Genomic DNA, 12,348 nt, shown 5'->3' with positions numbered 1-12,348 from the left:
TCTTCGGCATCATGAAATCAGAGCTTTTATACTACAAAGAATTTGAAAGTATCGAGCACTTCAAAGAGCAACTGGCAGCGTTTATGGATAATTATAATCATCAAAGAATTAAGTCGAAACTCCGCATGAGTCCGATTCAATTTCGTGAGAAATTTAATAAAGCGTCATAAAAACATTGTCCAAGTTCATGGGTTCATTTCAGAGCTCTGAGGAGGCTCGCCGGCCGCCCGCGGAAAGCGCAGCCCTGCCTGGAAATCCACGGGGACAGATTCCCTTCTTATACGGCCAAATAAAAAACACGGCGCCGGCTGATGCTTCCACACACGAACATTCGAATTCGCAGTACTCCTCCCATCCAGCAGGGGATTGGAGGGCAGGGCGGAGACTCCTGCGGGAACAGCGGGACTGGAGAGACCCCGGAAGAGCGGAGCTCTGAGGAGGCTCGCCGGCCGCCCGCGGAAAGCGCAGCCCTGCACGGAAATCCCCGGCGGCAGCCCGAGAACAAAAAAGCCGGTTCCCCATTACTTAGGGAACCGGCCCGTAAAGGACCTCCAGGGATCACTTCACATTTTTCATCCAAAACTCTCCATCTTTATATTCGATCTGCTCCGGATACCTAAGGTCCGTCACCTCATCCTGCGTCTCCTGGGACGGAGCTTTCGTCAGGAGCGATACCGTGATGTTGGCAATGATGGCAGCAATCGCCCCGAACACGCCCGCCCCCGTATCAATAATCCCGAGAATCGTAAACCCACCGTACTTAGCAGCAAAGATGTAGCCGAGCGTGACAGATAAGCCGACAAGCATCCCCGCGATGACGCCAGGTCCGTTCGAACGCCGCCACCAGACACCAAGCAGCAGTGCCGGGAAGAACGATCCCGAAGCGAGTGCAAACGCCCAGGCGACAATCTGCGTAATCGCACCAGGCGGGTTGAGCGCAATCAGCCCCGCAGCAACGGTAGCAAGCACGATGGACAAACGCCCGACGAACAGGCGGCGCGCTTCCGAGGCCTTCGGATTGATGGAACGATAGTAGATGTCATGCGACAAGGCAGCCGAAATCGCGATCATCAGCCGCCCGCCGTTGATAAGGCAGCAGCCATCGCACCGGCAGCCATGAGACCGATCACGAAGATACCCAGGTCGGCGATCTCCGGAGTCGCCATGACGACGATGTCATTGCTGATGACGAGTTCCGACCATTGCAGAATCCCGTCGCCGTTCGTATCGGCAAGCGACAACCTCCCCGTATCGACCCATGGCTGTGTCCACGCCGGCAGGTTGTTAAGGGAAGAGCCGGCGACCTCGGTCATCAGGATGAACCGGGAGAAAGCCGCATAAGCAGGAGCAGACAAGTAAAGAAGACCGATGAACAACAGCGCCCACGCCCCGCTCCAGCGGGCAGCCTTCATCGTCGCTACAGTATAGAAACGGACGATGACGTGTGGAAGCCCGGCCGTCCCTGCCATCAATGTGAACATGAGAGCGAGGAACTGCCATTTCGTCGCCTCTGTAAACGGCACGATGTATTCCGAGATACCGAGCTGCTGGTCGAGGGTCCGCATCTCTTCAATGACGCCTCCATAAGACAACCACGGCAGCGGATTCTGAGTCAGCTGCAGCGACATGAAGATGACCGGGATCAAATAGGCAACAATGAGCACCAAATATTGAGCGACCTGGGTCCAGGTGATGCCTTTCATTCCACCGAGCGCCGAGTAAAAGGCGATAAGCACGACCCCGATCAGCGTACCGATGACCGTGTTCACCTCAAGCAGACGCCCGATGACGACACCGGACCCGGACAGCTGGCCGATCGAGTAGGTAAAGCTGATAATGATCGTCGCAACCGCTGCAATCAGGCGGGCTGCATTGCTTTTGTAACGGTCGCCGATGAATTCCGGCACCGTGTAACGCCCGTACTTCCTGAGCTGCGGTGCGAGCAGGAAGGTGAGCAGCAGATACCCGCCTGTCCAGCCCATGATATAAGCAAGTCCGTCATAGCCCAGAATCATGACCGTCCCCGCCATACCGATGAAGGAGGCGGCGCTCATCCAGTCTGCGCCGATCGCCATTCCGTTGAAAACAGGCGGCACCCCTCTTCCCGCTACATAGAAATCCGACGTCTGTCTGGCCTTGTTATAGAGGGCGATTCCTATGTATAAGGCGAAGGTCCCTCCGATCAGTGCGAGTGAAACGAGAAATTGTGCATCCATGTTCTTCCCCCTATCCTATTGGTTTGCGGCTTTATCTTTTTCTTCTACTGGCTGCTCGGTCAAGCCGAATTTCTTATCTACGGCATCACTGATTGCGGCATTGAAGAAAAGCAGGAGGATGAAGACGAGCACTGCCCCCTGACTCCCCATGTAGTAGGGCAATGGGATCCCCATTATTTCAATTGACGAGAGACGTTCTGCAAATAGGACAATGACAAACGAAGCGAGGACTCCGACCGCCAGGTAGATGCCGATCAAAGTCGTCCTAAGACGAAAGTATGCCTTCGCCCGTGCTGGATCCATTTTCTTCACTGTAATCCTTCCCTTCGGTTTCATCCCCTCAGGTCGAAGATGAATTGAATTGTTTCCCAAAACGGCATAGGCACCTGGATGATTTTTATAAGAGCAGTGGCGAGAACCCCGGCAAGCGGCAGCAAAAGGAATATCGGACGCTTTCTGCGGAGAGCGAGAACGACAGAAAGGATTGTCAGCAAACCGAGTACGATGGGAATGAGCATGGCACACCTCCTTTGTATACGCTTCCAATTAAGCGCGCGAAAATAATTAGAAAATACTGAATATTACAACTGTCATTATTATAGACCTTGGAATTATTGTCAACCGATGGAAAAACATATCGTAAAATCAAGGACAATGACACGGGACATTTTACCCCTGTAAAAGATAAAAGCCCCCGGGTCCGGGAGCTTTTTCTCGATTACTTACCAAAAAGATGACGCCACGTCTTAGGGCCGACCATTCCGTCCACTTCCAGGCCGTGCTGCTCCTGATAAGTCTTCACGCCTTCTTTTGTTTTCGGACCGAAGGAACCGTCCACAGAGACGCCTATCCTTCTCTGCACCTCACCGACGGCCAAACCTCGTGCCCCCTGTTTCAGGACGCCCGTGTACGTACGCATCTTCAAGCGGGTGCGGGTCTTCGGACCATAGCTACCGTCCACGGCAAGCTCCTCTTTTTCCTGAAACATCTTCACTGCCTGCATCGTGGCAGGTCCAAAACGTCCGTCCACCCCTGAGGGACCAAGCGGATAGCCGAGATCCGCAAGCTGCTTTTGAAGTATGCGTACAGCAGGTCCACTGCTTCCGGCCTTAAGCACTACTGCCCATTTCTCTGCCTCCATCCATTCCAGATGGGCATAATCCTTGAATGATTTCCAGTCCCCACCCCACGAGAATCCAAGCCCTTTGGCAAGCGCAGCGACCCGTCTCCAACGGCTGTCGACGACCCAGAGCGCTTCGTTTCCTTCGGGTGAAACGAGGAAGAAGTCGACCGCCCTTCCGGAATGATGGTTGCTTTCCCCCGGCTCGGCGTAGGTGACGATTCGTCCCGCACTGCCGTAATGAACGCCGTTCCAATGATACCCCGGCCTCCCCTGCCCGTAGATCGCTGCCTGCTGGGTATGGGAACGATAGCCGGAGGACATTTGGACAGCTATTCCTTCCTCATAGGCTGCATCAATCAATTCGATCACTTTCTTCTTTACTTCCATATGAACCTCACCGATTCGTTCCAAGCTGCGCTTCTTTAACGTTTCTACACTTATCATGACTAATCCCCTCCCACTTTTACAATCGAAAAGAGACCCTTCTATGGTGTCTAAACAGATGGCTCGCAATCGAAGCAGGAATCATCGTAGAATAGAAACGTAATCTAATGAAGAGGTGACGACAATGAAAATAGAAGTATGGTCCGATTTCGTCTGTCCGTTCTGCTATATCGGCAAGCGCCGTCTGGAAGCAGCGCTTGAGCAGTTCCCGGGCCAAGACGTAGACGTGGAATATAAGAGTTTCGAGCTTGATCCGAATGCACAGAAGAACACCGGTAAATCTGTTGTAGAAGGCCTTGCTGCGAAATACGGCCGCAGCCTGGAGGAAGCAAAAGGCATGACCGACAACATGACCGAGCAGGCGAAAACGGTCGGTCTCGATTTCCGCTTCGATACGATGAAACCGACGAACACGTTCGACGCTCACCGTGTCGCTCAGCTCGCTAATGAAAAAGGAGTCGGCAAAGCCTATACCGAGCGTTTCCTTCATGCCGTCTTCACGGAGTCCAAAGACGTGGGCGACTACGACACGATCGTCGCACTTGCAACGGAAGCAGGTCTGGATGAAGCAGATGTGAAGGTTGTGCTTAATGGAAACGGCTATACGGAAGCCGTCCGCGCCCAGGAAGCTGAAGCGCAGCAGATCGGCGTCCAAGGCGTACCGTTCTTCGTCATCAACCGTAAGTATGCCGTGTCCGGCGCCCAGCCGACGGAAGTATTTGTCCAGGGGCTGGAGAAAGCCTTTGCTGAAGAAAAGCCGGTATTCGAGGATCTATCCCAGGACCAAGGCGCCGTCTGCACCGACGACGGCTGTGAAGTACCGGGAAATAAGGAATAATAATAAGAAAAAGCGCGGGACCCGTTTGGTTCCCGCGCTTTTTTTGTATGTAATAAAATAGATATTCGATCCGCGTGCGCCAGGCTGAAGGGAGTTCCTATCCGGCAAAGGGCGTAGGGAAGGGAGGGACTCCGATGGGCTCACCGGCCGCCCCACGGAAAGCCTCTCCTTTCCCGGAGCCCGCTCTCCCTAATAGGATTATTGGACCTCGGATTACAAGTTGCTGGTACCCAATCGTATTAAATAATTCCCTGGATGCGGAGCGTGATTTCCGCGATTAACGCTGAGCCGAGGAACGTCCCGAACATGACGAAAACGGCGACGACGATCGAGCGCCAGCCGAGCTTCGCGAAGTCGGCCCACGAACGGCCGATTGCGATCCCGGCATAGGCAAGGATCGGCGTCGTCAACGCGAGCAGGTTGACTTCATTCGTCGCAGCGACGATGTAATCCGATCCCGGCATCCACGGCATCGAGAACAACACGCCGACGATGGCAACATAAGCGACGCTCGGAATGCTTCCAGGGAGTACTTTCCCCAGAAGCAGACCGATCAGGCAGATGATGACGAGAATGACCATTCCGGGAAGGGCTTCGACGATACCGACATCATAACCGATCCTGTTCCCGAGCAGGGAAACGATACCGAAAATTGCGAGCAGGAGCACCCACTCTTGAATCGTTTTCAACATAATCAGACCTCCTCCGTTTTCTTCGTTGTTTTCTTCTCCCGGGTGAGCAGTTGGTACATCTTCTCTGTGAGCGGGAGTCCGATGAAGATACTCATATACAGGCCTGTCGAAAGAGAAAGGAGGTTACTCGCACCGGCAAACGCGAGGATGTCCGATTCCATAGACGGAAAGGCGGCGACGAGAGAGCCGCTGGCCGCAGCCATCATGCTTCCACTCCCGATTCCGGATGCCATCGCGAACGACAGCGGGCTGAGTGGTGTGATGGTCGCGAGAAAACCGGAGATTAATCCCATGAATACCGCGCCGAAGACGGTACCGAATATGTAAATGGCCATGACTCCCCGTCCTTCCGGTGAATGGAAGCCGTATTTATCCATGATCAGTCCGACGTTCGGCTCCCGCGCGACCGAGTGCGTCATACCGATCGCTTCCCGTTTCAACCCTAGCAGGACAGCGACCGGGAGTGCGATGAAGATTGTGCCGAGATTTCCGAACTCCTGAAGCAGCAGGGCAGGGCCTGCGGCGATGATCTCCGGCAGCGACGGACCGATGACAACACCTATTTTCGCAATGAGGAGCGTTACACCGAGAATGATAAGCGGTTCGGCGTTTTTCGCCTGTTTTTCCTTAATGAGCGGTGTGAAGAATAAAGCAAGACCGATGATGATGGCATAAAGCATAGGCAGGAGCAGGACGACGCCCGGCCCGACCGTGAAGGAATGGGTTCCGATGAATTCCGTAAGTACGACGATGATCAGTACGATGGCATGAAGGCGCCAGTCTTTCCAAATGTTAGTCAGCTTCTGTTCCAAGACATATCCCCCTAGATGATGTTTTCTCTCCGGCTGCTCCTTTCTCGAATAATACTAATAATTATAATTATCTAAACAATCAAATCAAGGGCAGATTTTGACATGATTCGATACAGGTGCCGTCTGGACGCGGACCACCCCTCCAAGAAAAAAATTCTCCGATCGTCCCCTCCGTGCCCGTCACTCCTTCAGATCCCGGTGAATAGCCTATAGTGTCTACGCGTGTCGTAGAAAGAAAGGAGGCACTATGGTGGAACTAACCCTGTCTCATTGGATCTATGGTTTGTTCACCTTCCTCATCATCGTTACGATGATTTTCAGAAAAGGAGTCGTCCTTCCGACGCTGCTCGGAACGTTCCTCGTCGCGTGGGTCTTCCACGGCAGCATCGTCAGCGGCTTCATCGGCGTGTTCCAGGCCAACCTGATCGCGGCCAGAGAACTGTTCAACATCTTCTTGATCATTACCTTCATGGTCGCCCTGCTTCGGTCACTCCGGGATCTCGGCGCCGATACGAAAATGATTCAACCGATAGAAAAGGTGATGGTCAACAGCCATCTCTCCTTCTTCGTCCTGCTTACCGTCACCTATATCGTCTCCCTGTTCTTCTGGCCGACACCTGCCGTGCCGCTCATCTGTGCCCTGCTCGTTCCAGCGGCCATCCGCACCGGACTGCCGGCGATGACAGCCGCGGTCGTCGTCGCCATCGCCGGGCAGGGGATGGCACTTTCCTCGGATTACATCATCCAGGTCGCACCGGGACTGTCTGCGAAGTCCGCCGGTGTGGAAACTGCTGCGGTCATGGATCAAGCGATGATTCTTTCGCTCATTACCGGAGCCGTCGCCATCAGTCTCGTCTACCTCCTCCATCGGAAATCGTTCCGTACAAAAGGAGACCCGGAAAACAGCCGGGAGCTTGCTGCCATGCAGGGGACAGACGATATAAATGGGACAGACGCGCATCCGTTCTTCAGCAGACTTTTCGCCATTCTCGTCCCACTCGCTATGCTGGCGATCATGATCTACATGGTCACTACGAAGGTGACTTCCGGCGGAATGGGCGGGTTTGAAGGAGGAACCGGTGCTGCCTTTATCGGGGGTGTCGCCGTCCTGCTTCTTCTGCTTTCTGCGACCGCCCACGGAAAACTGCGGGCGCTTGATGATGTCAGCAAACACTTGACCGAAGGCTTCGTTTTCGCTTTCCGGGCGATGGGACCGGTCATTCCGATTGCCGGCTTCTTCTTTCTCGGAAGTGCGGATTTCGCTAAAGATATCCTGGTCCTGTCCGCCGATTCCGCCCCGTCGCTGTTGTTCGACCTTGTCCAGTCGATCCAGCAGTTCCTGCCGGAGAGCGCCGTTTGGACTGCATTCTCGATTCTTCTGATCGGGATCATCACAGGGCTCGACGGTTCCGGATTCTCCGGCCTCCCTCTGACCGGTGCATTATCGGCGTCGCTTGCGAACGGTCAGATCGATGTCGAAACGCTTGCTGCCATCGGACAGATGGGATCGATCTGGACGGGAGGAGGAACGATCATCGCCTGGTCGTCCTTGATTGCGATTGCCGGTTTCTGCGGCGTGCCCGTGATGGAACTCGTCCGGAAGAACTTCTTCCCCGTCCTCATCGGCCTGATCGCATCCACTACCCTGGCCATCTTCCTGTTTTAAGGAGATAGTCTCCCCATTTCCCTCCGCCCTCTGCCATACAACAGCTCCATTCTCCTTAAGTGCAGGTCCCTTCCAACCATAAACAAAAAAGACCGAACGCAGCAGAGGCGTTCGGTCTTGTTCTTCTACTCTTGTTTGATGATCCGACTTTCGTATGGAGCGAGCTCCACATCCTCGAAGGAGCGGACTTCTTCGCCGTGGTTCATGACGAACAGGAAGCTTCCCTCTTCGCTTGTGCGGCGGTATACTTCGACATCCTCTTCCGACTCTACGTGGAAGATTCCGTGCTTCTCTATAATCGGCTGGACAAGCTCTTTCAGCGTATCTGCATCGAGACCGCCGCCGATGTAGTAGACATCTCCACTTCCGTAGCGGTTCCGCGTTACCGCAGCAAACTGCTTGTAGAACGTGTCGGTGTAACGGAACAGGACTTCCGCTTCTTCCGCAACGAGCAGGTCGCGCCAAACGGATACATAAGCGGCGGCACCTTCCCATTCTTCTTCCCCGCGGATAGCGAGACGATGTTCTTTTGTGAGTGATTCAATCTCCTCGACTCTTGCACCGACGAGCTTACTGACAGGCCCCGGAAGGGTTTCTCCGAGGCGGATGTTGTTGTCTTTGTCCTTCAGTCCCGTACGATAGGAGAAAATGACCGTTCCGCCTCTGTCTGCGAATGCATGAAGCCGGTCCGCGAGCCCCTGTTCCATCATCTGCATAACAGGTACGACGACGACTTTGTAACCGCTGAAGTCCCGACCGGCAGGAATGACGTCGATCGCCGTGTTCCACTGATAGAACGGACGATAGAGTCGCAGCAGTTCTTCATTGAAATCGAAATCTTTACTCTGAATCTGAGCGCGCCATGACCAAATATTATCGTAATCATACAGAACCGCTACGTCCGCTTCAATCTTCGCATCCAGCAGTCGAGAATGATCTTTGATCGATGAAAACAGCGATTGGACTTCCTTATACTTCCGTCCGTAAACGTTATCATGATCGACGACACCGAAGCAGAACTGCTCGGCTCCCTTCGTCATCCCGCGCCAGCGGAAGTAGAGCATATTGGAACAGCCGTGGGCGAAGGCTTGATACGACCACATCTTCGCCTGGTCCGGCCGTGGCAGATAGCCGATGACGTCGTGCCCCTGCGCGCCCATCAGTTCCTCCACGATCCAATAGTTCTGATCGAGCAGCCCCCGGTTGAAATCATGGGTCATCGCGATGGATTCCCGCGGTACCGGCTTCTCAAGGCCGCCCCACACCGGGTAGTTATCGTAAGAAACGAAGTCCATCGGCTCTACGTTTTCTTCATGGTCGAACGATTTATTGAAGAAACCTCCCGACACGTTCGTCGTCACCGTCTGATGCCCGCCTTTACACTCTTTTACAATCTCCGTCATCTCATGAGTGAAGCTGTTGATGGAGTAAGAACGGAACCGCGCCCACTCCAGCTTCAAACTTGGATTGTGTGTGGTGATCGTCGGCTTTGGATGAGGAATTTCCGAGAAGTCGTTGTACGTCTGTCCCCAGAAAATCGTCCCCCACGTCTCATTCAATTCCTCAATGGAAGCATATTTCTTTTCCAAATACTTTTGAAATGCCTGGTGGCATTGATCGCAATAGCAGAGGTCGCTGCCTTCGTGACCGATCTCATTATCGATCTGCCAGGAGATGATCGCCTCTTCATCCTTGTAATGGGCGACGAGTTCCCTTGTTATCCTCGCCGCATATTCCTTGTATTTATCAGAATTGAAGCAGTACTGCCGGCGGCCTCCAAAGACGCGCGTCTGTCCCTGTTCATCCTCAGACAGGATAGACGGATGTTTCTTCGCAAGCCAGGCCGGAAACGTCGCTGTCGGCGTGCCGAACATGACGGACAGCCCCGCTTCCTTCAACTTCTTCATAACCCCGTCGAAATAGGAGAAGTCGAATCTTCCCTCTTCCGGTTCCATCCTATGCCAGGCGAATTCACCGATCCGGACGATATTCGCACCCAGCCCTTTTATTCCATTGATGTCTTCATCGATCATTTCCTCCGGCCAATGCTCCGGATAATAATCGACTCCCAAATATGTCATCTAACGCTCCCCCGTTTCTATCGTCAATGTCCATTTATATGTTCCTTTTGGAGGAATGTAGGAAGCCTTCCCGATCTTGTCCGCCACGTACACGTCATCGTAGACGCCTGTGCACGGCTCAAGCGCGACGTTATGCTCCCCGCGGTAGCCTCCGCGCGTCTTCCAGATGCCGAGATACGGTACCATCTCCTCCGGAAAGTCATACGTCAGCTTCCTGCCGAGCTCCGGCTGGGAAAGCGTGCACCACCCTTTTTGCAGCGGTTCGGTGAAATAGAACTTCTCCATCGTTCCTTCCTCGAGAGGTTCAAGCTTCGAGAGATCGATCTCCTCCCCGGTAGACAAGGATTTCGTAACCGGATAATCATGGACCGTCCCCCAATCCCCGAGATGCTTCGTACCTTTCTCCACATTCATCACCTTATCGGCGCCCTCCGGAACTTCGATCTCCGTATGCTCGTTGTAATTAAGCAGCGCATGCGGCGTCCAGATGAACGGAAACGGCTCATCGCCGTAGTTTTTCGCTTCATAGGACGTTACGACGACGTTCTTATACAGCCCGACTTTTTTCTTCAAACGATACGGAAACACCGGACTGTCTACATACATCTCGATACAGCCGTTGTTCTCTTTGTACTCCCAGGGAAGTGCCCACACTTCCCCGTGATCCGGCACTTCTTTCCACGACAGCGGATGCGGACCGCGGTCGATTCCCGGAAACATTTCATCGAATCCGCTGGAGTCATACTTGGAGAAATCCGCTCCATAAGGCGGGACCGTCAACTGCTTATCCTTCGCCTGATAGAGCCACTCATGATTGATTTCCTTATCATACAGACTCACCATTTTCCCGCCGTAAGCCGGCAGGATGGCACAGCGTACGTAGGAATTCTCCAACACCACGGCCTTGAGCCCTTTGTACTTCTTCTTATGATAAGTCGATACATCGATCATGTTCTCTTCCTCCTTAGACGATTTGTTTGATGAACCGGCGGAACGCCTTCTGGCCGGCCTCATCTCTTTTGAACACACCGGCATGCTCAAGTACTTCCGAGAAGCGTCTGCCGATTTCCTGCTCGATCTGCGACCACAGTGCCTCCCTGGACGACCTGTCCCAATCGATGCCGAGTGCCCACGGGACATGCTTCGCCGTCGCCTCTTCCTTGGCAGCATCCTGCAGACGGCTCTCCATGATTGCATCGGCCAATTTCTCCATTTCCTCTACGAGACGGCCGGGCAGCACTGCCAGCCCCATCACTTCGATCAAGCCGATATTCTCCTTCTTAATATGGTGCACCTCTTCATGCGGATGAAAAATACCCAGCGGGTGCTCTTCACTCGTACGATTGTTCCGCAAGACAAGGTCGAGCTCATACTGACCATCCCGGTACCTTGCAATCGGCGTGACCGTATTGTGCGGCTCCCCCGCCGTTTCTGCATAAATACCCGCTTCCTCATCGGAATAAGCACGCCACGATTGTAAAATCACTTCCCCGAGTTCTGATACCCTGTGCCGGTCCGCTCCCTTCACACGAAGCACCGACATCGGCCAGCGTACGATCGACACCTCCACATCTGAAAAGCGTGGCAGGCGATAGCTTTCCTGTTCCTCGGCTTTCGCCATCGGGAATTCATGGTGCCCGCCCTGGAAGTGGTCATGGCTCAGAATGGAACCACCCACAATCGGCAGGTCCGCATTCGATCCGACGAAATAATGTGGCAGCTGATCCGTGAAATCCAGCAGACGATCGAAGCCCTCCTTCGATATCTTCATCGGCCGGTGGTCACGCGAGAGGACGATGGCATGCTCGTTGTAATACACATACGGCGAATACTGCAGGAACCAATGCTCTCCTTCCAGATCGATCGGAATGATGCGGTGGTTATCGCGCGCCGGATGATCGAGCCTTCCTGCATAGCCGACGTTCTCCTTACACAACAGACAGGATGGGTACGCTTCCGACGGCGGTGCAGCTTTTGCCGCCGCAATCGCCTTCGGATCCTTCTCCGGCTTCGACAGGTTGATTGTTATTTCCAAGTTCCCGTACTCCGTCGCGCTGTACCAGTGTTTGTTCTTTGCAATCCGGTCCGTACGTATATAGTGGGCATCCTGCGACAGTTGATAAAAATAATCCGTTGCTGCTTCCGGTCCCTCTTTCTCGAATTTGTGATAGAAATCCCGGATGACCTCCGACGGCCGCGGCATGAGACAGTCCATCAGCTTCGTATCAAAAAGATCACGGTCTGTCGTCGTATCCTCTTCCAGAACCCCGCGTGCCGCTGCATCGTCCAACAGACGCTCCAGCACCGGCACCGGACTCTCCAACGCTACTGCGTCGTTGATACGAACCGGCACTTTCCCTGTAAGTTCCATGACCCGGAACAGCTGGTTCCTGACGTAATCGACATCCCAGACAGAAATCATCTTTTTGTTCAAACCGAACTGAATCAGACGTTCGATATCTTCGTAGACAGCCAT

11 protein-coding genes and 1 pseudogene are annotated in these 12,348 nt (G+C 53.8%); 3 read left to right on the top strand and 9 right to left on the bottom strand.

Features of this window, described 5'->3' with window-relative positions; all coding sequences use genetic code 11:
- On the top strand, positions 1 to 170 hold a 170-nt coding region (locus tag D479_RS20080), incomplete at its 5' end, for an IS3 family transposase (protein WP_008632513.1).
- A 388-nt stretch (positions 171 to 558) separates the two neighbouring features.
- On the opposite strand, the pseudogene D479_RS00790 reads toward D479_RS20080, so the two are convergent.
- The 4 genes and pseudogenes from D479_RS00790 to D479_RS00775 form a co-directional block, all read right to left on the bottom strand.
- A pseudogene (locus D479_RS00790) lies at positions 559 to 2,216 on the bottom strand (sodium:solute symporter family protein).
- Between the two features lie 15 nt (positions 2,217 to 2,231).
- Positions 2,232 to 2,519: a sodium/substrate symporter small subunit gene (locus D479_RS00785; protein ID WP_328700190.1), complete on the bottom strand. Its 288-nt coding sequence runs from the start codon at positions 2,517 to 2,519 to the stop codon at positions 2,232 to 2,234.
- A 29-nt stretch (positions 2,520 to 2,548) separates the two neighbouring features.
- Positions 2,549 to 2,734 carry a hypothetical protein gene (locus D479_RS00780; RefSeq protein WP_008632508.1) on the bottom strand — a complete coding sequence of 62 codons (186 nt, stop codon included), beginning with the start codon at positions 2,732 to 2,734 and terminating at the stop codon, positions 2,549 to 2,551.
- 200 nt (positions 2,735 to 2,934) lie between these two features.
- Positions 2,935 to 3,783 (bottom strand): peptidoglycan-binding protein, encoded by an 849-nt coding sequence (locus tag D479_RS00775; protein ID WP_008632506.1) that lies wholly within the window; start codon positions 3,781 to 3,783, stop codon positions 2,935 to 2,937.
- A gap of 124 nt (positions 3,784 to 3,907) precedes the next feature.
- On the opposite strand from D479_RS00775, the gene D479_RS00770 reads away from it, so the two are divergent.
- Entirely contained in the window at positions 3,908 to 4,621 is a 714-nt protein-coding gene (locus D479_RS00770) for a DsbA family oxidoreductase (RefSeq protein WP_008632504.1), read from the top strand.
- A 239-nt stretch (positions 4,622 to 4,860) separates the two neighbouring features.
- Here D479_RS00770 and D479_RS00765 read toward each other — a convergent pair whose 3' ends face one another.
- Positions 4,861 to 5,313: a hypothetical protein gene (locus tag D479_RS00765; protein ID WP_008632503.1), complete on the bottom strand. Its 453-nt coding sequence runs from the start codon at positions 5,311 to 5,313 to the stop codon at positions 4,861 to 4,863.
- A gap of 2 nt (positions 5,314 to 5,315) precedes the next feature.
- Complete coding sequence (locus tag D479_RS00760; RefSeq protein WP_008632501.1) at positions 5,316 to 6,125, bottom strand: DUF3100 domain-containing protein; 810 nt, start codon at positions 6,123 to 6,125, stop codon at positions 5,316 to 5,318.
- Between the two features lie 250 nt (positions 6,126 to 6,375).
- Here D479_RS00760 and D479_RS00755 point away from each other — a divergent pair, with 250 nt between their 5' ends.
- A complete protein-coding gene (locus D479_RS00755) occupies positions 6,376 to 7,791 on the top strand; it encodes a hypothetical protein (RefSeq protein ID WP_039870342.1) in 1,416 nt (471 codons plus the stop codon).
- 125 nt (positions 7,792 to 7,916) lie between these two features.
- On the opposite strand, the gene D479_RS00750 is transcribed toward D479_RS00755, so the two are convergent.
- The 3 genes from D479_RS00750 to galT are packed head-to-tail and all read right to left on the bottom strand — an operon-like array spanning position 7,917 to position 12,348.
- A complete protein-coding gene (locus tag D479_RS00750) occupies positions 7,917 to 9,872 on the bottom strand; it encodes a beta-galactosidase (protein WP_008632497.1) in 1,956 nt (651 codons plus the stop codon).
- On the bottom strand, positions 9,873 to 10,823 hold the full coding sequence (locus D479_RS00745) for a DUF5107 domain-containing protein (RefSeq protein ID WP_008632495.1): 951 nt from the start codon (positions 10,821 to 10,823) through the stop codon (positions 9,873 to 9,875).
- Between the two features lie 13 nt (positions 10,824 to 10,836).
- The gene (gene galT / locus D479_RS00740; protein WP_008632493.1) at positions 10,837 to 12,348 is read right to left on the bottom strand and encodes a UDP-glucose--hexose-1-phosphate uridylyltransferase; all 1,512 of its coding nucleotides are present in this window, start codon (positions 12,346 to 12,348) and stop codon (positions 10,837 to 10,839) included.

The organism is Halobacillus sp. BAB-2008, assembly GCF_000328325.1.
Lineage (GTDB): Bacteria > Bacillota > Bacilli > Bacillales > Halobacillaceae > Halobacillus.
Note: the sequence above shows the minus strand (reverse complement) of the source record. Positions and strands in the feature narration are given on the sequence as shown.

Excerpts from the sequence above, each read along its gene's own strand:
- D479_RS00750 (WP_008632497.1), bottom strand. The coding sequence starts at position 9,872 with ATGACATATTTGGGAGTCGATTATTATCCGGAGCATTGGCCGGAGGAA.
- D479_RS00785 (WP_328700190.1), bottom strand. The coding sequence starts at position 2,519 with ATGGATCCAGCACGGGCGAAGGCATACTTTCGTCTTAGGACGACTTTG.
- galT (WP_008632493.1), bottom strand. The coding sequence starts at position 12,348 with ATGGCTGTCTACGAAGATATCGAACGTCTGATTCAGTTCGGTTTGAAC.
- D479_RS00745 (WP_008632495.1), bottom strand. The coding sequence starts at position 10,823 with ATGATCGATGTATCGACTTATCATAAGAAGAAGTACAAAGGGCTCAAG.
- D479_RS00780 (WP_008632508.1), bottom strand. The coding sequence starts at position 2,734 with ATGCTCATTCCCATCGTACTCGGTTTGCTGACAATCCTTTCTGTCGTT.
- D479_RS00770 (WP_008632504.1), top strand. The coding sequence starts at position 3,908 with ATGAAAATAGAAGTATGGTCCGATTTCGTCTGTCCGTTCTGCTATATC.
- D479_RS00775 (WP_008632506.1), bottom strand. The coding sequence starts at position 3,783 with ATGATAAGTGTAGAAACGTTAAAGAAGCGCAGCTTGGAACGAATCGGT.
- D479_RS00765 (WP_008632503.1), bottom strand. The coding sequence starts at position 5,313 with ATGTTGAAAACGATTCAAGAGTGGGTGCTCCTGCTCGCAATTTTCGGT.